The 21,676-nt window shown below is 63.4% G+C and carries 17 protein-coding genes; 6 read left to right on the top strand and 11 right to left on the bottom strand.

Going from position 1 to position 21,676, the window contains the following annotated elements:
- Positions 1–30: 30 nt before the first annotated feature.
- The 6 genes from gap to uvrA form a co-directional block, all read right to left on the bottom strand.
- Complete coding sequence (gene gap / locus LGT36_RS05300) at positions 31–1,035, bottom strand: type I glyceraldehyde-3-phosphate dehydrogenase (protein WP_226264386.1); 1,005 nt, start codon at positions 1,033–1,035, stop codon at positions 31–33.
- Positions 1,036–1,203: 168 nt separating this feature from the next.
- Positions 1,204–2,187, bottom strand: coding sequence for a DNA-binding protein WhiA (gene whiA / locus LGT36_RS05305; protein WP_226095032.1), 984 nt, complete (start codon positions 2,185–2,187; stop codon positions 1,204–1,206).
- 32 nt (positions 2,188–2,219) lie between these two features.
- Positions 2,220–3,152 carry a uridine diphosphate-N-acetylglucosamine-binding protein YvcK gene (gene yvcK, locus LGT36_RS05310; RefSeq protein WP_226095034.1) on the bottom strand — a complete coding sequence of 311 codons (933 nt, stop codon included), beginning with the start codon at positions 3,150–3,152 and terminating at the stop codon, positions 2,220–2,222.
- Positions 3,149–4,069, bottom strand: coding sequence for an RNase adapter RapZ (gene rapZ / locus LGT36_RS05315; protein ID WP_226095040.1), 921 nt, complete (start codon positions 4,067–4,069; stop codon positions 3,149–3,151). Before rapZ ends, yvcK begins: the two co-directional genes overlap by 4 nt.
- Positions 4,066–5,943: an excinuclease ABC subunit UvrC gene (gene uvrC / locus LGT36_RS05320; protein WP_226264466.1), complete on the bottom strand. Its 1,878-nt coding sequence runs from the start codon at positions 5,941–5,943 to the stop codon at positions 4,066–4,068. Before uvrC ends, rapZ begins: the two co-directional genes overlap by 4 nt.
- A gap of 9 nt (positions 5,944–5,952) precedes the next feature.
- Positions 5,953–8,805 (bottom strand): excinuclease ABC subunit UvrA, encoded by a 2,853-nt coding sequence (uvrA, locus tag LGT36_RS05325; RefSeq protein WP_226095197.1) that lies wholly within the window; start codon positions 8,803–8,805, stop codon positions 5,953–5,955.
- Between the two features lie 110 nt (positions 8,806–8,915).
- Here uvrA and LGT36_RS05330 point away from each other — a divergent pair, with 110 nt between their 5' ends.
- Positions 8,916–9,278, top strand: coding sequence for a YciI family protein (locus LGT36_RS05330; RefSeq protein WP_226095196.1), 363 nt, complete (start codon positions 8,916–8,918; stop codon positions 9,276–9,278).
- A 10-nt stretch (positions 9,279–9,288) separates the two neighbouring features.
- Here the strand turns inward: LGT36_RS05330 and uvrB are convergent, their stop codons facing one another.
- The 5 genes from uvrB to polA form a co-directional block, all read right to left on the bottom strand.
- A complete protein-coding gene (uvrB, locus tag LGT36_RS05335) occupies positions 9,289–11,349 on the bottom strand; it encodes an excinuclease ABC subunit UvrB (RefSeq protein WP_226095195.1) in 2,061 nt (686 codons plus the stop codon).
- A 38-nt stretch (positions 11,350–11,387) separates the two neighbouring features.
- Positions 11,388–11,978 carry a dephospho-CoA kinase gene (gene coaE / locus LGT36_RS05340; protein ID WP_226095194.1) on the bottom strand — a complete coding sequence of 197 codons (591 nt, stop codon included), beginning with the start codon at positions 11,976–11,978 and terminating at the stop codon, positions 11,388–11,390.
- A gap of 110 nt (positions 11,979–12,088) precedes the next feature.
- Positions 12,089–13,582, bottom strand: coding sequence for a 30S ribosomal protein S1 (gene rpsA, locus LGT36_RS05345; RefSeq protein WP_226264467.1), 1,494 nt, complete (start codon positions 13,580–13,582; stop codon positions 12,089–12,091).
- Positions 13,583–13,741: 159 nt separating this feature from the next.
- Positions 13,742–14,764, bottom strand: coding sequence for a 6-phosphofructokinase (locus LGT36_RS05350; protein ID WP_226094913.1), 1,023 nt, complete (start codon positions 14,762–14,764; stop codon positions 13,742–13,744).
- A 19-nt stretch (positions 14,765–14,783) separates the two neighbouring features.
- On the bottom strand, positions 14,784–17,432 hold the full coding sequence (gene polA, locus LGT36_RS05355; protein WP_226264468.1) for a DNA polymerase I: 2,649 nt from the start codon (positions 17,430–17,432) through the stop codon (positions 14,784–14,786).
- Between the two features lie 19 nt (positions 17,433–17,451).
- Between polA and LGT36_RS05360 the strand changes: the two genes are divergently transcribed.
- The 5 genes from LGT36_RS05360 to LGT36_RS05380 are packed head-to-tail and all read left to right on the top strand — an operon-like array spanning position 17,452 to position 21,601.
- A complete protein-coding gene (locus tag LGT36_RS05360) occupies positions 17,452–17,850 on the top strand; it encodes a PaaI family thioesterase (RefSeq protein ID WP_226094832.1) in 399 nt (132 codons plus the stop codon).
- A gap of 58 nt (positions 17,851–17,908) precedes the next feature.
- Positions 17,909–19,057, top strand: coding sequence for a branched-chain amino acid ABC transporter permease (locus LGT36_RS05365; protein ID WP_226094830.1), 1,149 nt, complete (start codon positions 17,909–17,911; stop codon positions 19,055–19,057).
- Positions 19,058–19,060: 3 nt separating this feature from the next.
- A complete protein-coding gene (locus LGT36_RS05370) occupies positions 19,061–20,038 on the top strand; it encodes a branched-chain amino acid ABC transporter permease (RefSeq protein ID WP_226094828.1) in 978 nt (325 codons plus the stop codon).
- A complete protein-coding gene (locus tag LGT36_RS05375) occupies positions 20,031–20,876 on the top strand; it encodes an ABC transporter ATP-binding protein (protein WP_226094827.1) in 846 nt (281 codons plus the stop codon). Before LGT36_RS05370 ends, LGT36_RS05375 begins: the two co-directional genes overlap by 8 nt.
- Entirely contained in the window at positions 20,873–21,601 is a 729-nt protein-coding gene (locus LGT36_RS05380) for an ABC transporter ATP-binding protein (RefSeq protein WP_226264480.1), read from the top strand. The genes LGT36_RS05375 and LGT36_RS05380 overlap by 4 nt, the downstream gene beginning before the upstream one ends.
- The last annotated feature ends 75 nt before the right edge of the window (positions 21,602–21,676 follow it).

Consider the following 21,676-nt stretch of genomic DNA (forward strand, 5'->3'; position numbering starts at 1 on the left):
GCGCGTGTGCGGACGTTTCTCACGGGAATGTTAGAGGCGCTCGCCGACGTACTGCGTCAGCTTCACGAGGCTCGTGGAGTAACCCCACTCGTTGTCGTACCAGGCGACGATCTTCACCATGTCGCCGGAGACCTTGGTCAGCTTGGCGTCGAAGATGCTCTGGTGAGGGTTGCCCACGATGTCGGAAGACACGATGTCGTCTTCCGTGTACTCGAGGGTTCCGGCCATGGCGCCGTCAGCGGCGGCCTTGACCGCTGCGTTGACCTCGTCGACGGTGACCTCACGCGAAGCGGTGAAGGTCAGGTCCGTCGCGGAACCTGTGATGGTCGGAACGCGCATCGCGAAGCCGTCCAGCTTGCCCTTGAGCTCGGGAAGCACCAGGGCGACAGCCTTGGCGGCACCGGTCGAGGTCGGGACGATGTTCTGCGCGGCCGCACGTGCACGGCGCAGGTCCTTGTGCGGACCATCCTGCAAGTTCTGGTCACCCGTGTAGGCGTGGATCGTCGTCATCAGACCCTTTTCGATGCCGATGGCGTCGTTGAGGGCCTTGGCGACGGGCGCCAGGCAGTTGGTGGTGCAGGAAGCGTTCGAGATGATGTGCTGCGTGGCGGCGTCGTAGTCGGTGTGGTTCACGCCGACGACGAAGGTGCCGTCCTCGTTCGACGCGGGCGCCGAGATGATGACCTTCTTGGCACCGGCGTCGATGTGCGCCTTGGCCTTGGTGGCATCCGTGAAGAATCCGGTCGACTCGATCACGATGTCGGCACCGAGCTCGGCCCAGGGAAGGTTGCTCGGGTCGCGCTCAGCGAGGGCGCGGATCGCCTTGCCGTCGACGATGATGTTCTCGTCGTCGTAGGTGACCGTCGCGGGAAGAACGCCAAGAACGGTGTCGTACTTGAGCAGGTGCGCGAGCGTCTTGTTGTCCGTGAGGTCATTGACACCGACAATCTCGATGTCGGCGCCCGACGCCACGATGGCGCGGTAGAAGTTTCGTCCAATGCGGCCGAAGCCGTTGATTCCGACCTTGATGGTCACTTTTTCTCCTCGGTTCGCGCGTCGTGGCGCGTTTGGGGATTCGGGTCTGCGCACTACGGCGCGGGGCTCCACTTGCGCGGGCCACTACTGCAACCCTACTACTTGGGATGCGCCAAATGCGCGCGACAAAGGTCCCTCACACGCGCCCTTGGGCGGGCGCGTCGACGGTCATTCGTATCGCAGCAATTCTTGGTTGATTCCCGCCTCTGTATCGGGAATTCCCAGGTCCTTCGCCTTCTTGTCAGCGGTAGCGAGCAATCGGCGAATCCTGCCTGCTACGGCGTCCTTTGTGAGAGGCGGGGTGGCCAACCGGCCCAGTTCCTCGAGCGAGGCGTCACGGTGAGCCATGCGCAAAGTGCCTGCCTCACGCAAATGCTCGGGAACCTCGTCGGCGAGGATTTCGAAGGCCCGCTCGACTCTCGCCGAAGCAGCTACAGCAGCCTGGGCGGAGCGGCGCAGGTTCGCGTCATCAAAGTTCGCGAGCCTATTCGCGGTGCCTCTGACCTCTCGCCTCGTGCGCTTGTTCTCCCACTCCAGCACCGAGTCATGCGCACCAAGTCTCGCGAGCAGTCCAGAAATGGCATCGCCATCTCGAATGACAACCCTGTCAACGCCGCGCACTTCGCGCGACTTTGCCGTGATGCCGAGCCTGCGAGCGGCCCCGACCAAAGCCAGCGCGGCCTCAGGGCCAGGCGAGGTGACCTCCAGGCTTGCGGACCGGCCGGGTTCCGTGAGCGAACCGTGGGCAAGGAAGGCGCCCCTCCACGCGGCGACCGTATCTTCGATGGACCCTCCGACGACTTGCGGAGGCAGCCCGCGCACTGGCCGACCCCTGTGGTCGAGCAAACCCGTCTGACGCGCCAGTGACTCCCCCTCCTTCACCACACGCACTACGTACCGGTTGCCTCGCTTCAGCGCGCCACCTGACACCACAATGATCTCTGAGCCGAGGTTGTATACCTCGTGGATAGACGTGCGGAGTCTGCGTGCCGACGCAGCGGTGTCGAGCTCCGCCTCGATCACGATCCGCCCCGACACAATGTGGAGCCCGCCGGCAAATCTCAGCGTCGTCGCAATCTCCGCCTTGCGAGACGAGACTCTCTCCACGGCGACACGCGCCAGTTCATCCTTCACCTGTGCCGTCAGCGCCATGGCGCCTATCCTGCCATCTCGGCGGCCTCGCTTCAGTCCGGAAGTCCCCCAAGAGCCTGCGAATAGGCCTCTGCAAGTCTCGCGACATCGTGCCGATCCAGGGCATCGGTCCTCTTCATGTCGTGAACCACGAGCCGCGAACCCCACTGTTCGATCTCCGCAATGAGTGCCCGGTCCCGACCGTGGGACACGTCCGCCAACACGACGGCTGGACGGAAAGCGGGTTCTAGCCTTCTGAGTGCGCGCACGTCATCGACCCTGTCGCAGCCTTCTGTCTCGAGGTCCTCGTGGGCAATGTTGAGCGTGAGGACGGTCTTGCTTCCCGCTTCCACCAGGGCCTGCGCCACGGGCTCGACCAGGAAGTGCACCAAGACCGAGGTGTACCAAGACCCTGGCCCGAGCACCACACCCGATGCACCGGCGATCGCATCGAGCGTCACTTGTGGGACTCGCGGATGAGACGGCTCGATGTTCAAAGCGGAGATGCGACCGCCGGCGGTGGCCACGGCGACCTGGCCATAGGCCACGGAGGACACCGAACCACCGTCGACAAGCGCGGATATCTGCAAAGGCTCCTCTGCGAGCGGCAACACCCTGCCCTCCGCACGCAACAAGCGAGCCACCCACTCGAGACCCTCAACGACATTCCCTGTGCGTTCCCACAGTCCGGCAATCAAGAGATTTCCGAGCGCGTGCCCATCGAGCGGTCCAGGGGTCGAGAACCGCGTTTGCAGCACGTCGCGCCACACCCGGCCCCACTCCCCTTCTTCGCACAGCGCACTGAGCGCCATGCGCAAGTCCCCTGGAGGAACAATGCCGAGCTCTTCGCGCAGCCGGCCGGAAGATCCGCCATCGTCGGCAACGGTGACGATGGCAGTGAGGTCGTCGGTCACATGTCGCAGCGCGCTCAGACTCGCGTGCAGCCCGTGGCCTCCTCCCAGCGCCACGACAGATGCAGGTCTCACTCCGTTGGCCGATCCCTGTGGGTGACCCGCACTTGGTCGCGATGTTCGCGCAACCTCCTGCCGATCTCTTCCGCCATCGCCACTGACCGGTGCTTACCTCCGGTGCAGCCGATCGCGATCGTCACCGAGTGCTTGTCATGCGCCCGGTAGAGGGCAAGGACGGATTCCAGCATCTCGGTGTAGTGATCGAGGAACTGTTGCGCCCCGTCAGAAGACAACACGTGGTCCCGCACAGCGCTGTCCAGGCCAGTGAGCGGGCGCAACGCCGGCACCCAGTGGGGATTCGGAAGGAATCTCACGTCTGCGACGAAGTCGGCGTCGGAGGGCAACCCATTGCGAAAACCAAAAGACACGACGTTGACCGACAGTGGCTGGTCGGTGTGGCCCACCTCTGCAGTGATGGCATCCCGCAACTGGTGCACGTTGAGGTCGCTGGTGTCGACCACCACGTCGGCCCGATCCTTCAGAGCCTGAACCAGTGCTCGTTCCCTGCCAATCCCCTCGAGCAATGTGCCGTCGCTCTGCAGCGGATGAGGCCGCCGCGCCTCCTCGAAACGACGCACCAAGGCGTTGTCCGACGCGTCAAGGAACAACAGCCTTACCTCGATGCCGCGCACGGCGAGATCATCGAGCACCTCCTCGACATCCTGGAAAAAGTCGCCTCCGCGCACGTCCACCACGACGGCGAGCCTGTCTTGAGGCTCTCTTCCCACCATGGCCACCAAGCCGCCGAGCAACTGCGGCGGCAGGTTGTCGACGACGTACCAGCCGAGATCCCCCAGGGCGGCGGCGGCCCGCGTTCGCCCTGCGCCCGACATGCCGGTGAGGATCATCACCTCTGGGGCGACCGCAGGCGCGTCGAAGGCGGGCTTGGGGATCCCCGAGGGGTAGGTAACCGGGTCAGCCTCTTCCGTCATGCCTCAAGGATGCCACTGTCTCCTCGCAGACTGGCGTGAATCGCGCGAGCGGTCGCGTCTCCTACTCCAGGAACGCGCGCAATCTGCTCGATCGAAGCGTCCTTGAGCGCGGGTAGCGAGCCAAAGTGTCTCAAGAGCGCCTTCGCTCGCGTGGGGCCGACGCCTGGCACGCCATCGAGCGCAGAGGACTTCATGGCCTTGCCGCGCTTTGCTCGGTGATGACGGATGGCAAAGCGATGGGCCTCGTCCCGCACGCGTTGGAGCAAATACAGCGCCTCAGAACCGCGCGGCAGGATCGCAGGGAACTCCTCGCCTGGTATCCACACTTCTTCCAACCTCTTCGCGAGGCCCACGACCGGAATATCCGGAACCCCCACGTCGTCCATTGCCTTTCTGGCCGCGGCAACTTGAGGCGGGCCGCCATCGACGACGACCAACTGAGGGGGATACGCGAATCGCGCGGTCTCTCGCTCCTCTGGAGGGAGTCGAGACTCCTCCAGGTAGCGGGCGAAGCGCCTCGCGAGGACCTGGTTCATCGCCGCCGTGTCATCGAGGGCGTCGGCGAGTGAGAACTGCCGGTACTCCTTCTTGCGCGGCAGGGCGTCCTCGAAGACGACCATCGAGCCCACTTGATTGGTTCCCTGAGTGTGCGAGATGTCGTAGCACTCGATGCGCAGGGGCGCCTCTGTGAGCCCCAGGTGCTCCTGAAGGTCCCTCAGCGCCTCAGAACGCGTCGTGAGGTCTGACGCACGCTTGAGGCGGTGCTGATCAAGGACCTGCTGAGCATTGCGGTTGCCTGACTCGGCAAGCTCGGCCTTCTTGCCGCGAGAGGGCACCTTGATGCTCACCTGGGCCCCGCGCACCCCTCTGAGGTACTCGCGCAGGGCGTCGGCGTCGGCCGGCGCAGCCGGGACAAGAATCTCGGGCGGCACGGAGTCGGCCGTCGTGTAGGCCTCCTGCAACAAGGCTTCCACCATCTGTTCGACCTCGAGGGGCTCCGGCTTGTCGACCACCCAGCCGCGCTCACCTGTAATGCGTCCGTCACGCACATAGAAGACGTGCGCAGCGGCCTCCCACTCGTCGTCAATCAAGCTGAAGATGTCCACGTCGACGCCAGGAGACAACACCATGGCATTGCGCTCGAGGACGCTGGTGAGCGCGCGCAAACGGTCCCTCGCTCTGGCGGCCACCTCGAAGTCTTCGCGTTCGGAGGCTGCTTCCATGGTGCGAGTGAGTTCCCTGATGAGGGGCTTCGCATCGCCAGCGAGAACTTGGCATACTCGCTCCGCGAGTTCCCTGTGCTCTTGTTCGCTCACCCTGCCGACGCACGGCGCAGCGCACTTGTCGATGTAGCCCAGGAGGCACGGCCGGCCCTGTCGCTCGGCTTTGCGAAACACCCCTGGCGCACACGTCCTGACGGGAAGCACGGTGAGCAAGGTGTCGACCGTCTCGCGAATGGCCCACGCCTTGGCGTAGGGGCCGAAGTAGCGCACGCCCCTTTTCCGGTCGCCCCGCATCACTTGCATGCGCGGGACGGCCTCATTCATGGTCACGGCCAGGAAGGGGTATGACTTATCGTCCTTGAACACCACGTTGAATCGGGGGTCGAACTGCTTGATCCACGTGTGTTCGAGGACGAGAGCTTCCACCTCGTTGCGCACGACTGTCCACTCCACAGAAGCGGCAGTGGTCACCATGAGCTGGGTCCGTGGATGCAGCGCCCCGAGAGGTTGGAAGTAGTTGCTGAGCCGGGAACGCAGGCTCTTCGCCTTCCCCACGTACACGACCCTGCCGTGGGGATCGCGGAAGCGATAGACGCCTGGCGCCGTGGGAATGGTCCCCGGCGCCGGGCGGTAGGAGGAGGGGTCTGGCACGGTGCCAGCCTAAGCGGGAGCCGCCACCCGGGCGCTCACGCCCAGCATGTCCGCCAGGAATGCGCCCGTGTGGGATCCAGGATGAGCTGCGACATCTTCAGGGGTACCTTCCGCGACGACCACTCCACCGCCGGAGCCTCCCTCAGGACCCATGTCGATGACCCAGTCGGCACACTTGATGACATCGAGGTTGTGTTCGATGACGATCACCGTGTTGCCCTTATCTACGAGGCCCTGAAGGACGCTCATGAGCTTCTTGACGTCCTCGAAGTGCAGTCCCGTTGTTGGCTCGTCAAGAACGTAAATGGTGCGGCCGGTCGAGCGGCGTTGGAGCTCGGAGGCGAGCTTCACTCTTTGTGCCTCGCCGCCAGACAACGTGGGCGCAGGCTGGCCAAGACGCACGTAGCCTAAACCGACGTCTACGAGCGTGGACAAGTGCCGCGAGATCGATGGGATCGCCTCGAAGAACTCCGCCGCTTCTTCGATCGGCATGCTGAGCACATCCGCGACGTTCTTGCCCTTGAAGTGCACCTCAAGGGTCTCCCTGTTGTACCTGGCGCCCTTGCATACCTCGCACATTACGTACACGTCCGGCAGGAAGTTCATCTCGATCTTGAGGGTTCCGTCTCCTGAACAGGCCTCGCACCGCCCGCCCTTGACGTTGAAGGAGAAGCGGCCAGGGCCGTAGCCCCTCATCTTCGCTTCTTGGGTCTCCGCAAACAGCTTGCGGACCTTGTCCCACACACCCGTATAGGTGGCAGGGTTCGATCGCGGCGTGCGGCCGATAGGCCCCTGGTCGACGTGGACGATCTTGTCGAGTTGGTCGGTGCCTTCAATGCGCGTGTGCCTGCCGGGCACTTGCCGCGCCCCATTGAGCTCGTTGGCGAGTGCCGTGTACAGAATCGTGTTGACGAGCGTCGACTTGCCCGAGCCCGACACTCCTGTCACGGCAGTGAGCACGCCAAGCGGGAACGAGACGTCAATCCCTTGGAGGTTGTGCTCGCGGGCACCCACGACCGTGATCTTACGATCTGGATCTGCGGATCGTCGTTGCTCCGGAACGGCGATCCCGCGACGACCGGAGACGTAAGCGCCCGTGATCGACCATTCGTTGGTGAGGAGATCGGCATAGGTTCCCGAGTGGACCACCTCTCCCCCGTGCTCCCCGGCGCCGGGCCCGATGTCGACCACCCAGTCGGCGGTGCGGATCGTGTCCTCGTCGTGCTCCACCACGATGAGCGTGTTGCCGAGGTCTCTCAAGCGCGTGAGGGTCTCGATGAGCCGGCGGTTGTCCCGCTGATGGAGACCGATGCTCGGCTCGTCGAGCACGTAGAGCACACCGACCAAGCCTGACCCGATCTGGGTCGCGAGACGGATGCGTTGCGCCTCCCCTCCAGACAGCGTCCCTGCCGCCCGCGCGAGCGTGAGGTAGTCGAGACCCACGTCAAGGAGAAATCCCAACCTGGCATCGATCTCCTTGAGCACCTGCGTGGCGATGTGGCGCGCCCGCTCGTCCCAAGAAACGTCGCTCAGGAAACCGCGCGCGTCGCGGATCGAGAGCTCACACACTTCCGCGATCGATTTGCCGCCGATAGTGACGGCGAGAACCTCTGGCTTGAGGCGCGTCCCGTGACACACGTGGCAAGGCACCTCGCGCATGTACTGTTCGTACTTCTCGCGGGAGTAGTCGGACTCCGTCTGACTGTGGAGCCGCTCAAGCCACGTGATCGCACCTTCGAAGCCGGTCGTGTACTGACGTTCCCGTCCGTAACGGTTGCGGAAGCGGACGTGGACCTCGTAATCCTTGCCCACGAGCAGCGACTCGCGCGCGGCCTCTGGCAGGTCTTGGAACGGCGTTGTCATCGAGAAGCCGACGTCCTCCGCGAGGGCACGGACCATGCGCCCAAAGTAGTCGGAAGCCATGGACTCCCATGGCGCGATCGCTCCCTGCGCGAGCGACTTGCTGGGGTCGGGGACCACGAGGTCGGGATCGACCTCGAGCCTCACCCCAATACCCGTGCATTCTGGACAGGCGCCATACGGGGCATTGAAGGAGAAGGTCCGCGGCTCCATCTCCTCCAGAGTCAGGATGTGGTCGTTGGGACAGGCCCGCTTCTCCGAGTAGCGACGTGCAGGCACGTCTCCGTCGACGGGGTCGATGACGACGAGGCCATCTGCAAGCTTCAGCGCCGTCTCTACCGAGTCAGCGAGGCGCTGGCGCACCCCATCACGCGCGACCAACCGGTCGACCACCACTTCAATATCGTGCTTGAGCTTCTTTTCAAGGGTGGGCGGATCGCTCAACTGGACGGACTCACCGTCAACTCTGGCTCGCGCATACCCCTGCTGCTGGAGCTCGGCGAAGAGGTCCGCGTACTCACCCTTGCGCCCCCTCACCATGGGCGCGAGCACCTGATAGCGCGTTCCCTCTGGAAGCGCGAGCACCGAGTCGACGATCTGTTGGGGCGTTTGCGATTTCACTTCTTCGCCACACACAGGGCAATGCGGCACACCGACCCTCGCGAACAGAAGCCTGAGGTAGTCATAGACCTCGGTGATGGTGCCGACGGTCGACCGCGGATTCCTATTGGTTGACTTCTGGTCAATCGACACAGCAGGTGAGAGGCCTTCGATGAAGTCGACATCGGGCTTGTCCATCTGGCCGAGGAACTGGCGTGCGTAAGCGCTCAGCGACTCGACGTAGCGACGTTGACCCTCGGCAAAGATGGTGTCGAAAGCGAGGGACGACTTGCCCGAGCCAGACAGCCCCGAAAAGACGATGAGGGAATCTCGGGGAAGCTCTACATCCACACCTTTGAGATTGTGTTCGCGCGCTCCACGCACAATCAGTTTGTCGTTCACAACGCCACCCTACGTGAAGTCTGTCGAACACGTGTTCGAATCGCCGTCTCTATCCAACCTGGGACAACGGTCACGCGTCAACTCCTGTTCCAGCGGACCAGAATGGTCTCATGTCTCTGTGGATCATTCACTACACGTATGACACGCGGGACTCTGCGCGTGCCGCAGTCCTCGACGAGCACCTCTGGTACCTCGCAGGCCTGGCCGACGCCGGCGCGATGCTCGCTTACGGAAAGTACGACGACGACGGTGAGCCAGGCGCACTCCTGATCGCTTCAGCGGCTACCAGGCACCACGTCGAGGACCTCCTTGCCGAGGATCCATTCGTCATCGTGGGCGCGGTCGCGGACATCAGCATTCGCCCATGGGATGGGCACATGGGCCCCTGGTCGGAAAACAGGCGACCGTCTCGCGAGTCCGAGGCGGCACCGAAGGAGACCGGCGAGGAGGTCGAGGAGAGCCGCGGCGCCTAACTGTACTGACCTAGCCCGCCTGCATCATCTGACGCAGCTCCTTTTTGAGCTCAGAAATCTCGTCACGGAGCCGCGCCGCGAGTTCGAACTGCAGTTCCGACGCCGCACCTCGCATCTGTGCCGACAGTTCTTCAACCAAAGCGGAGAGTTCCGTGGCCGGGCGACCGGCGTGCTTTGCCGCCGCAATTGCGCCCGGTCCGGAGGACTCCCTTTCCACGGCCCGCAGCGTGGCCGCGGTGTCGGCCTCTTCGCGCGCAAGCATTTCAGTGATGTCGCTGATCTTCTTGCGTAGCGGAGTCGGGTCGATTCCGTGCTCGGTGTTGTAAGCGACTTGCTTCTCGCGGCGCCTGTTGGTCTCGTCAATTGCTGCGGCCATGGAGTCGGTCACGGTGTCCGCATACATGTGGACCTCACCTGAGACGTTCCTGGCTGCACGGCCGATGGTTTGGATGAGCGAGGTTCCCGACCTGAGGAAGCCTTCCTTGTCCGCGTCGAGGATGCTCACAAGAGACACTTCAGGAAGGTCGAGTCCTTCGCGCAGCAAGTTGATCCCGACGAGCACGTCGAAACGTCCCATGCGCAGGTCCCTCAGCAGCTCCACGCGCCTCAAGGTGTCGACGTCTGAGTGCAAGTACTCCACACGCACGTCTCGCTCGGAGATGTACTCCGTGAGGTCCTCCGCCATCTTCTTGGTCAGCGTCGTGACCAGAATCCTCTCGTTCTTGGCGACCCGGAGACGAATCTCGTGAAGGAGGTCGTCGATCTGTCCTTCCGTTGGCTTGACGACGATTTGGGGATCGACGAGTCCAGTGGGGCGAATGATCTGCTCGACCACGCCGTCGGACTTGCCCAGTTCGTACTTGCCTGGTGTCGCGGAGAGGTACACCGTTTGCTTGATGCGCTCCTGGAACTCATCCCACCGCAATGGCCGGTTGTCGAGCGCGGACGGCAGCCTGAAACCGTGGTCGACGAGGGTGCGCTTGCGCGACGCGTCGCCTTCGTACATCGCCCCGATCTGCGACACCGTCACGTGACTCTCGTCGATCACCAGCAAGAAGTCGTCGGGGAAGTAGTCCAGCAACGTGTGTGGCGGTGTCCCTGGCTCTCTCTGCTCGATGTGGCGCGAGTAGTTCTCAATGCCGCTACACGTGCCGACCGATCGCATCATCTCGAGGTCAAATGTGGTGCGCATCTTGAGCCGCTGGGCCTCGAGCAATTTGTTCTGTCGCCCCAACTCCTCGAGCCGCTCCCCCAGTTCCTGCTCGATCGTCGAGATCGCCTTGCTCATGCGCTGCTCGCTCGCCACATAGTGCGAGGCCGGAAAGATGTGGACCTGCTGGCGGCTTTCGACCACTTGCCCTGTCAGCGGATGCAACGTGTAAAGGGCCTCGACCTCATCCCCAAACATCTCGATGCGGATGGCGAGTTCCTCGTACACAGGAATGATCTCGACGGTGTCGCCCCTCACCCTGAAGGTTCCACGCGTGAAGGCGAGGTCGTTGCGGGCGTATTGCATTTGAACGAACTCGCGCAGCAAGGCATCCCGCGGCAAGGTGTCGCCCACTTCGAGGCTCACCATTCCTTGGATGTACTCCTCCGGTGTGCCAAGTCCATAGATGCAGGAAACAGACGACACGACGACCACGTCTCGCCTGGTGAGAAGCGAGTTCGTGGCCGAGTACCTGAGCCGCTCAACCTCTTCATTGATCGACGAGTCCTTCTCAATGAAGGTATCCGTCTGGGGGACGTAGGCCTCGGGCTGGTAGTAGTCGTAATAGCTCACGAAGTACTCGACGGCGTTGTGCGGCATGAGGTCTCTGAACTCATTCGCCAGTTGCGCCGCGAGCGTCTTGTTGTGCGCCATGACCAGCGTGGGGCGTTGAAGACGCTCGATCAACCACGCCGTGGTGGCCGATTTGCCTGTTCCGGTGGCGCCAAGAAGCACCACGTCTGGCTCCCCCGCCTGAATGCGCCTGGCGAGGTCTTCAATAGCCGCTGGCTGGTCTCCTGAAGGCTTGTACTCCGAAACCACCTGAAAGGGATTCTGGGCGCGGCGAAGATCCGAGGTCATGACCCCACGGTAACGCCGGGGTCAGACAAGCGCGCCTTTCACGGCAAGTGGCTCGCCCAAAACTCGTCCACGCCCGCTCGCAGGTGATCGACATCACCCGAGCCGTCGAGCTCGCAATCACACACCGCGGCGCGTTCTTCATCACTCGCTTGTGCGAGTATCCGTTCCATCGCCTGCTCATGCGTCAAGCCCCGGCTCTCACGCAGACGCGCTACTCGCACCGCTAGGGGCGCCACCACGCAGACAACAAGATCGAAGTCGCTGCCTTGGCCCGTCTCGACAAGCAACGGAATGTCATGGACGATCACCGCCACGCCCTCGGCGCGCGCCTGCTTGTCGGCCGCGCTCGCCGCCGCCCGCACGTAGGGGTGGATGATCTCTTCGAGCCGCACCCTCGCCTCCTCATCGGCGAACACGATGTTGGCGAGCATCTCTCTGTCGAGTGCGCCGTCCTTGACCACACGGTCACCAAACTCGCCGACGATGTCAACGAGAGCGGCAGAGCCTGGCTCCACCACGCGCCGGGCGAGATGATCATGATCAATGACGCGCGCCCCCAACTCGGCAAAGCGCTCCGACGCCGTCGACTTACCTGCGGCGATTCCGCCCGTCAACCCGATCCGCAACACTGGCAAAGGCTGTCACGGAAAAGGGCGAGGCGCAACACGTCCTCTCGCTGTGACCGATCCAACGAAGAAGGGCCCCTGACCGCATGGTCAGGGGCCCTTCTTTGTAAGTACTAGTTGCCCGTGAGCTTCTCGCGAAGCGCGGCAAGGCGCTCGTCAGACGCGAGTGTGCCAGCGTCCGAGGAGTCCTCGTCGTGCGAAGAGTACGACGTCGCTCCGCCGCTCTCGTCGCCCCGTGCGCGCTTTCGAGGAGCAGCGGCCTCCGTGACCTCGGCCTCGGCGGCCTGAGCGTCCTGCTTGGCCACAAATGCCTTGTGGGCTTCCCAACGCTCGTGCGCCTTGGCGTACTCGGCCTCCCAGGCCTCGCGCTGAGCGTCGAAGCCCTCTTGCCACTCCTGCGTCTCGGCGTCGAAGCCCTCTGGGTACTTGTAGTTGCCAGCCTCGTCGTACTCGGCCGTCATGCCGTACAGCGCGGGGTCGAAGTCCTCACCCGCAGGGTCGACACCCTCGTTGGCCTGCTTGATCGACAGCGAGATGCGGCGACGCTCGAGGTCGATGTCAATGATCTTGACGAACACCTCTTCTTCGGCCTGGACAACCTGCTCCGGCAGTTCGACGTGACGGACGGCCAGCTCGGAGATGTGCACGAGGCCCTCGATGCCGTCGTAGACGCGGACAAAGGCGCCGAACGGAACGAGCTTGGTGACCTTGCCTGGCACGATCTGACCGATGGCGTGCGTGCGGGCGTAAACGGCCCACGGGTCTTCCTGAGTCGCCTTGAGCGACAGCGAGACACGCTCGCGGTCCATGTCGATGTCGAGAACCTCGACCTCGACCTCTTGACCGACGGACACGACCTCGTTCGGGTGGTCGATGTGCTTCCACGACAACTCGGAGACGTGCACGAGGCCATCAACGCCGCCAAGGTCGACGAACGCACCAAAGTTGACGATGGAGGAAACGACACCCTTGCGGACCTGGCCGGAGGCGAGAGCCGTGAGGAAGGACGAGCGAACCTCGGACTGCGTCTGCTCAAGGAAGGCACGGCGAGACAGCACCACGTTGTTGCGGTTCTTGTCGAGCTCGATGATCTTCGCTTCGATCTGCTGGCCGATGTACGGTCCAAGATCGCGCACGCGACGCATTTCCACGAGCGACGCAGGCAAGAATCCACGCAAGCCGATGTCGACGATAAGGCCACCCTTGACGACCTCGATGACCGAGCCGGTGACGACGCCGTCCTCTTCCTTGATCTTCTCGATCGAACCCCAAGCCCGCTCGTACTGAGCGCGCTTCTTCGACAGGATCAGGCGGCCTTCTTTGTCCTCCTTGGTGAGGACGAGGGCCTCGACGGTGTCGCCCACGTTGACGACGTCGTCGGGGTCAGCATCGTGACGAATGGACAGCTCGCGGGCGGGAATCACGCCTTCGGTCTTGTAACCGATGTCGAGGAGAACCTCGTCACGGTCGACCTTGACGATGACGCCTTCAACAAGGTCGCCGTCGTCGAAGTTTTTGATAGTCGCGTCTACAGCGGCGAGGAAGTCTTCGCTCGAGCCGATGTCATTGACGGCGATCTGGGTGGTCTCGGGGGTGGATACGGACATAGAGGGAGTGACTCCGGTGGTCAGTGAATCATTGATGGGTGGGCAGGCCAGCACGCAGGGCGAACTAGGCCATCGGCCAGCCTACCTCTCGCCTGGCACCTGCACAAACGCAGGCCACCATCGGCGAGACACGATTCTGCAACGATCCGGCGTGCCCCGCTACAAGCCCCAGGACGCCTCGAGCAACTCCTTGGGAACCCACTTGGTCTTGCCCATCATGGTGGAGAAGTCTTCGAGCACGATGTGCTCGCCCTGAACTGCGGTGAACTTGCCCGTCTGGCCGGCAACGATCGCGTCAATGGCAGCGATCCCGAACCGCGTGCCAAGCAGGCGGTCGGCCGCCGTGGGGATCCCTCCGCGCTGGGTGTATCCGAGCACCGTCAGCCGCGTGGGGAAACCTGTGAGCTCCTCGATCGCCTTGGTGACCTCGTGACCGATAGAGCCAGCGATCGGGTTGCCCTTCTCGTCAATCGTGGGATTGCCGTGCCAGTTGGATCCCTCTGCGGGAATCGCGCCCTCAGCGACCGCAACAATCGAGAAGTTCTTGTAGCGATGACGGTGGCGAATCTTCTTGGCAATGTTCTCAATGTCGAAGGGCTCTTCAGGAGCCAAGATGATGTCCGCGCCGCCGGCCATGCCAGCTGTCACCGCGATCCAGCCTGAGTGGCGGCCCATGAGTTCGACCACCATCACCCGGTTGTGAGACTCGGCGGTGGAGTGCAAACGGTCAATGGCTTCCGTGGCGACCGAGACTGCGGTGTCGAAGCCGATGGAGGCATCGGTGCCCACGACGTCGTTGTCAATCGTCTTGGGAATGCCAATGACGGGCACGCCCGTGGCGGTCGAGACTTTTCCCGCCGCCTTCAGCGTTCCATCGCCGCCGATGCAGATCAGGCCATCGAGCTTTTCATTGGTGACCGTCTCTTGGACAGCCTCCATCCCGCCGGCCACCTTGTGCGGGTGGCAGCGAGCAGTGCCGAGCATGGTGCCACCGACCACGAGGATGCCGGAGACGTCGTCTCTGGTCAGCGGGTGAGCATCACCGTCGATCACCCCCTGCCAGCCGTTGCGGAAGCCGATGATGGAACACCCGTGCTCCGAGGTTCCACGCTTGACCACAGCGCGAATCGCTGCGTTGAGGCCGGGACAGTCGCCTCCGCCGGTAAGAATTCCGATACGCATGAGGCAACCCTAACGGGTGTTAGTGACCTGCAACCCGCCAATTGGTCCCACGCCCCACATTGACATCAAGTGGTAATGAGAGCGCTCCCGCGCCTGCCATCTCCTCGCGAAGAATGGTCTCGACCGCGTCGGCCTCGCCGGGCGCCGCCTCGATCACCAGTTCGTCGTGCACTTGCAGAATCTGCCGGGAGCGCAGCCCCTCTGCTGCGAGACGCTCGTCGACGGCCAGCATGGCCCGCTTGATCAGATCCGCGGCACTGCCCTGGATGGGCGCGTTGAGCGCCATGCGCTCCGCCATGTCTCTGCGCTGGCGGTTCGTTGACGACAAGTCCGGCAAATAACGCCTGCGGCCGAAGATTGTCTCGGTATAGCCGTCGGCCGTTGCTTGCTTGACGACGCCGGTGAGATAGGCACGCACGGAACCGAAGCGAGCGAAGTAGTCGTCCATCAGTGCTTGAGCCTCTCCGACCGCCAGGCCCAGCTGGCGCGCGAGACCGAAGGAGGAGAGACCGTAAGCCAGGCCGTAAGACATGGCTTTGATCTGCGACCTCATTTCAGGAGTGACTCCCTCAGGCGGCACGCCAAAGACGCGCGAGCCCACGAAGCGGTGGAGGTCCTCCCCCGCCTTAAACGCGTCAATAAGCGCCTGGTCGCCACTGAGGTGCGCCATGATGCGCATCTCGATCTGGCTGTAGTCGGCGGTCACAAGCATTTCGTAGCCGTCGCCAACGACGAAGGCCTCCCTGATGCGGTGCCCCTCCTCCGTACGGATCGGGATGTTCTGAAGATTGGGGTCCCGCGAAGATAGCCTGCCTGTGGAAGCCACGATCTGGGAGAACGTGGTGTGGATCCTGCCGTCGTCCCTCACCGCGTCACGCAGCGTCTGGATGATTTGGGCGAGTTTGGTCGCGTCGCGGTGCTCCAGCAACGCCTCGAGGAACGGATGCGGTTGCTTCTCGTAGAGCTCCGCGAGTGACGCGGCGTCCGTTGTGTAGCCGGTCTTGATCTTCTTGGTCTTTGGCATGCCAAGTTGGTCGAAAAGCACTTCTTGCAACTGCTTGGGCGAACCGAGGTTCACGGTCGAGCCGATCGCGGCGTAGGCGCCCTCGGCGGCACGCTCCGCCCGTTTCAGCGCTTCGGCGGAGAGAGTCTGCAGGTGGTCGCCGTCAACGGCCACTCCGGCGCTCTCCATGCGCCACAACGTCCGGACGAGCGGCATTTCCATGTCGCGATAGAGCGCCGTCATGGCCCGCGCCTCAACGTCGGCCTTCAGCACGGCGGCGAGACGCGCCACCAGCAGCGCCTGCCTCGCCGCCTCTTCCACCTCGGAGGAGCCGAGTCCGAGATCCAGTTGGCCCGCTGCCGCCTGGGCGGGGCGCACTCCCAGGTATCGCTCGGCCACGTCCGCCAATTCGAGCCTCCCCTGCGCTGGATTGGCGAGGTACGCAGCGAGTTGCGTGTCGTCCTGTAGGCCCTCGACAGCGAAGCCACGCGCCGCGAGTGCGTGCAATGAGTCTTTGGCGCCGTGGAATGCCTTGACCACCGAGGCGTCGGCCAGCCACTGGGCCAGCGCGGCGTCTTCCTTGGCGTCCATGGCCCCCAGATCGAGGCCCCACGCCTCGGACTCGATGGCCACTCCCAGTGCCCAAGCGTCGCCGGAGCCTCCCCACAAGTGCAGCGCGACGGGCCCGGCGATCGCCGTCACGTCAGCCACGGCCGCAGGCGAGTGCACAGGAGTGTTGTCAACGGGCGCGCCAGCGACGTCGTCGGACGGTGCGTCGCCGGAGGCGAGCGCGAGCAGCCTGGCTCGCAGCCCCTTGAACTGCAACGCGTCGCACACCTCGTGCACCGCTGCGGAGTCCGCTCCCTTGAGGCGAAGTTCTTCGAGCGGCCTCATCCCCTCAAGGTCGGTGAGCAAGTGGTTCAGTTCACGGTTGAGGCGCACCTGGTCTAGGTGTTCGCGCAGGCTCTCGCCCGCCTTGCCCGGAACGTCGTTCGCCGCAGCGAGGATTCCGTCGAGCCCGTCGTACGTCGCGATCCACTTCGCGGCTGTCTTTGGTCCGACTCCTGGCACGCCCGGCAAATTGTCAGAGGACTCGCCCACCAACGCCGCGAGTTCCGGGTACCGGTGCGGCGGCACCGCGTACTTCTCCTCAACAGACGCCGGTGTGAACTCCACGAGATCACTCACGCCTTTGCGCGGATACAACAGCGTGACGTCCTCCGTCACCAACTGAATGGTGTCTCGGTCTCCCGACACCACCAACACCTCCATGCCCGCTTCTCTGCCCAAGCGCGCGTACGTCGCGAGCAGGTCGTCGGCCTCGAAGTCCTCCTTGTCGACGGCCACCACCCCCAGGGCGTCGAGCACCTCGCGCATCAACGGGACCTGAGGCTCAAAGTCGGGAGGCGTCTCGTCTCGAGTGCCCTTGTACGAGGGCAAACGCCTGGTCCGGAACGTGCCCCCAGGGAGGTCGAACGCCACTGCCACGTGCGTCGGCTTCCTGTCATTGAGCAACGTCGCGAGCATCGCGGTGAAGCCATAGACCGCGTTGGTCGGGGTTCCGGTACTCGTCGCGAAATTCTCGACGGGGAGCGCGAAAAACGCGCGGAACGCCATCGACAATCCGTCGACGAGAAGAAGTCTGTCCTTGGCCGATTCGCTCACAGGTGCCAACCTATCCTCTATGACCGACAGCGCAGCGGCAGGCTATGCCGACCTTGGCGGGCTCATCGAGCGCCTCCACATCACCATCACCGAGGTATCAGCCGAACGGGGGGTGGCGACCATGCCGGTGGAGGGCAACACGCAGCCGTACGGACTTCTTCACGGCGGCGCGTCGGCCGCTCTCGCAGAGACCGTGGCTTCACTTGCTGCGGCAGCCCACGCTGGCCCCGGTCGGATTGCCGTGGGGGTCGACCTCAACATCACTCACCATCGGTCCGTCACCAGGGGTTTCGTTCGCGCGGAGGCATCCGCGCTCCGGCTGGGAAAGAGCGCCGCTACCTACGACATCGCGGTCTTTGACGACGCCGACGGACGGGTCGCCACCGCCCGCCTCACGTGCTTTCTTCGCGACCGCTAGGCCACATAGCGGAAACATCCATGGGCTACATTGATCCGCAACCACCTGGAGGGCACCAGTGAAAAGATCACTTGACACCCGAGTTGTGTTGAGAGCGCTCGTCGTTTTTTTGGTTGCGGCAGTCGCGGTGACGTGGCTCTTGTCAGCACAAGCTTCGGGGACAACGCAGTCTCCTGGCGTTACGAGCAACATTGCTACAGAGACGGCCTTCGGCCTGGCGGGCAGCGCCGACGCTGTGGTGACCACGGACGTCGCACCAACTCCCGAACAGACGGCTGTCTCAGATTCGCAATCGCGTGTTCTTCAGAACGTCTTCAACGGCGTCGTGTTCGGGCTCATGCTCGCCCTCGCGTCGGTCGGACTCTCACTCATCTACGGGACCACTGGCCTCAGCAACTTCGCCCACGGTGAGCAAGTCTCGCTCGGCGCGATGCTCGCGTACTTCTTCGCAACGGAACAGCCCGTCGGCATTCCGCTGACGCCCTGGCAGTTCGTGATTGGGTGGCCGCTGTGGCTGGCCGCCATCGTCGCGATCGCTATCGCCGGCGCTTCCGGTTGGTTGCAGGACCGCTTCTTGTGGGGCAAGCTCCGCAAGCGCGGAGTCGGCATCGTGCAGCAGATGATTGTCTCCATCGGTCTGTCGCTCGCCCTCCTCAACTTCCTGCAGTGGTGGATCGGCCCTGACCGGATCCGTCTGAGCAAGGCGATCGAGGTCCGTCACCAAGTGGGGCCGATCCAGGTGGGCAACATCACGCTCATGTCGATCGCCATCGCGGCCATTGCCCTGATCGGCGTCGCGCTGTTCCTCCAGCGCACCCGGCTCGGGCGGGCCACCCGTGCGGTGTCCGACAATCCATCGCTCGCGGCGGCCTCGGGAATCAAGGTCGATTCGATTGTGCGCCTGGTGTGGATCATGGCGGTCAGCCTTGCGGCGCTTGGGGGAATCCTCATGGCCCTCTACGACAACGGCACCAAGTTCGACGTCGGCGCCCGCCTGCTGCTCCTGATGTTCGCGGCGGTGACCCTCGGCGGCCTCGGTCAGGCCTATGGCGCGCTGGCGGGTTCACTCGTCATCGGCGTCGTCGTCGAAACCTCGACGCTGTGGCTCGGTCCCGACCTCAAGTACGCGACTGCGCTCGGAATTCTCATCATCGTGCTCTTGGTGAGACCACAAGGAATACTCGGACGAGCGGAAAGGGTGGGTTAGGCCATGGGTGACCTTCTCATTGACGTGGTGCGCGAGGCGTTCACGCCCACCACCGCCGCCTTCGCCCTCGCGGCGGTCGGCCTTAACTTTCACTTTGGCCTGACTGGCCTCCTGAACATGGGCCAAGCAGGCTTCATGTTGCTGGGAATGTACGGCTTCGCCATCACGATTAGGGAAGGCGGCCCGTTGTGGCTTGCCGTCATCGTGGCGATCGCGGTCGCGATGGTTTTCGGGCTTCTGCTCGGATGGCCGACGCTCAAACTGCGAGGCGACTATCTAGCAATCGTGACCATTGCGGCCGCCGAAATGGTTCGCTACCTCGGCCGCTCGCAAAACCTCAACTCGCTGACGGGCGCCTCGACCGGAATCCGCGGCAATGAGTTCAAGGGCCCGTTCGAAGACCTGTCGCCGTTCCCCGACAGCATGGTCGACGTCGGACCGTTCGCTCTGCACGGCACGCGTTCCACGAGTTGGTGGCTTGTCATCGTCGCCTGGGTCGTCGTTGCCATCTTCATCGCCATCTTCTGGCGCTTGTCGCGCTCCCCTTGGGGCCGGGTGCTGAAGGGCATCCGGGAAGACGAGGACGCGGTGCGCTCGCTTGGCAAGAACGTCTACTCATACAAGATGCAGGCGCTCGTGATCGGCGGCGGCGTTGGAGCTCTCGCTGGCGTGATTTGGTCTCTTGGCGCTTCAGTGCAGCCAGACTCGATGGGAAGGCCAACCACCTTCTGGGTGTGGACCCTCCTGCTCCTGGGAGGAGCTGCGACAATCTTCGGTCCGGTGCTCGGCTCGATCCTCTTCTGGTGCGCGCTCGTCTTGGTCAAGGGACTTGCTGCCATGTGGATCCCCGACACTGTGCTCAACCAGCAACAACTCGAGCCCTTCTCGTTGGTGCTCGTAGGAGTCACTCTCATGTGTCTCGTGATCTTCAGACCACAAGGAGTGCTCGGCGACAAGAGGGAGTTGGCCTTCAATGACTGACACGAATCCGTTCGCGAACACCCCTCACGAGCCGGGCGCTGCGAAAGCGGACCCGATCATCATTGCCGACCGCGTGAAGCGGCGCTTCGGCGGTCTCGTCGCCGTCGATGTCGAGCACTTTGAAGTCCAGCGTCACGCGATCACCGCGCTCATTGGTCCTAACGGTGCTGGAAAGTCGACCTTCTTCAACCTCCTCACCGGATTCGACAAGCCTCAACGCGGTGAGTGGCTCTTCAACGGCACGTCCATGAAGGGCGTCTCGCCAGCCAAGGTGGCACGCGCCGGCAAGGTCCGCACCTTCCAACTCACGAAGGCGCTCAACCGGATGACGGTCATCGAGAACATGCGGCTCGGCGCTGCAGGTCAGCGAGGCGAGAACATCTTTGCCGCGTTCATCCCCTCGCTGTGGCGCCAACGCGAAGCCGACATCACCGAGAAGGCACACGAGCTTCTCCACCGCTTCTCTTTGTATGAGAAGAAGGACGACTTCGCCGGTTCTCTCTCCGGTGGGCAACGAAAGCTTCTCGAAATGGCCCGCGCCCTCATGTCGGAGCCAGAGATGGTCATGCTCGACGAACCGATGGCAGGCGTGAACCCGGCGCTGACCGAGTCGCTTCTCGATCACATCGTCCAGCTCAAGAACGAGGGCGTCTCCGTACTGTTCGTCGAGCATGACATGCACATGGTGCGGCGCATCTCCGACTGGGTGGTGGTGATGGCGGAGGGGCGCATCATTGCCGAGGGCCCCCCAGACACCGTGATGCAGAACGCCGAGGTCCAGGAGGCCTACCTCGGGGTACACCACGACACCGACCTGTCCGAGGAGTCCAGCTCATGAGTGACGCCCCTACCATCCTCGAGGCCACGGATGTGATCGCCGGCTACCTTCCAGGCGTCGACATCCTCAACGGGTGTTCCATGACCGTCAAGCAAGGCGAACTGATTGGCATCATCGGGCCCAACGGTGCCGGGAAGTCCACCTTCCTCAAGGCACTCTTTGGCTTGGTTCCCATTCGCGAGGGCTCCGTGACTCTTGCCGGTGAGGACATCACGAACAAGCGTGCAGACGAACTCGTCCACCTCGGCGTCGGCTTCGTGCCACAGAACAACAACGTGTTCCCTTCGCTCACCATCAAGGAGAACCTCGAGATGGGCGCGTACCAGGCACACCACAAGTTCTCCGAGCAGTTCGATCGCATCGTTGACCTCTTCCCCACCCTGGGCGAGCGTCGCAGCCAACGCGCCGGCTCGCTCTCTGGCGGCGAGCGACAGATGGTGGCGATGGCTCGCGCGCTGATGATGGATCCACAGGTACTGCTCCTGGACGAACCGTCGGCGGGCCTGTCGCCCGTAAGACAGGACGAAACCTTTGTCCGTACGCGCGAGATCAATCGCACCGGGGTCACCGTGATCATGGTGGAGCAGAACGCGAGGCGCTGTCTGCAGATCTGTGACAGGGGCTACGTGCTCGACCAAGGCACGTCTGCGTACACGGCCACCGGTCAGGAGTTGCTGAAGGATCCCAAGGTGATCGAGCTGTACCTCGGCACGCTCGGCGCCTAGGCCAAGGAACCGGCGCGCACTGGCACCACAACCGCCCCACCCCCGCAAATGGCTTGATTCGTACCGCTACGGGGG

It is taken from the genome of Demequina sp. TMPB413, assembly GCF_020447105.2.
In the GTDB taxonomy this organism is placed as follows: domain Bacteria; phylum Actinomycetota; class Actinomycetes; order Actinomycetales; family Demequinaceae; genus Demequina.

Excerpts from the sequence above, each read along its gene's own strand:
- rpsA (WP_226264467.1), bottom strand. The coding sequence starts at position 13,582 with ATGTCCGTATCCACCCCCGAGACCACCCAGATCGCCGTCAATGACATC.
- LGT36_RS05375 (WP_226094827.1), top strand. The coding sequence starts at position 20,031 with ATGACTGACACGAATCCGTTCGCGAACACCCCTCACGAGCCGGGCGCT.
- LGT36_RS05380 (WP_226264480.1), top strand. The coding sequence starts at position 20,873 with ATGAGTGACGCCCCTACCATCCTCGAGGCCACGGATGTGATCGCCGGC.
- LGT36_RS05350 (WP_226094913.1), bottom strand. The coding sequence starts at position 14,764 with ATGCGTATCGGAATTCTTACCGGCGGAGGCGACTGTCCCGGCCTCAAC.
- LGT36_RS05360 (WP_226094832.1), top strand. The coding sequence starts at position 17,452 with ATGACCGACAGCGCAGCGGCAGGCTATGCCGACCTTGGCGGGCTCATC.
- rapZ (WP_226095040.1), bottom strand. The coding sequence starts at position 4,069 with ATGACGGAAGAGGCTGACCCGGTTACCTACCCCTCGGGGATCCCCAAG.
- uvrB (WP_226095195.1), bottom strand. The coding sequence starts at position 11,349 with ATGACCTCGGATCTTCGCCGCGCCCAGAATCCCTTTCAGGTGGTTTCG.
- whiA (WP_226095032.1), bottom strand. The coding sequence starts at position 2,187 with ATGGCGCTGACGGCACAGGTGAAGGATGAACTGGCGCGTGTCGCCGTG.
- LGT36_RS05370 (WP_226094828.1), top strand. The coding sequence starts at position 19,061 with ATGGGTGACCTTCTCATTGACGTGGTGCGCGAGGCGTTCACGCCCACC.
- LGT36_RS05330 (WP_226095196.1), top strand. The coding sequence starts at position 8,916 with ATGTCTCTGTGGATCATTCACTACACGTATGACACGCGGGACTCTGCG.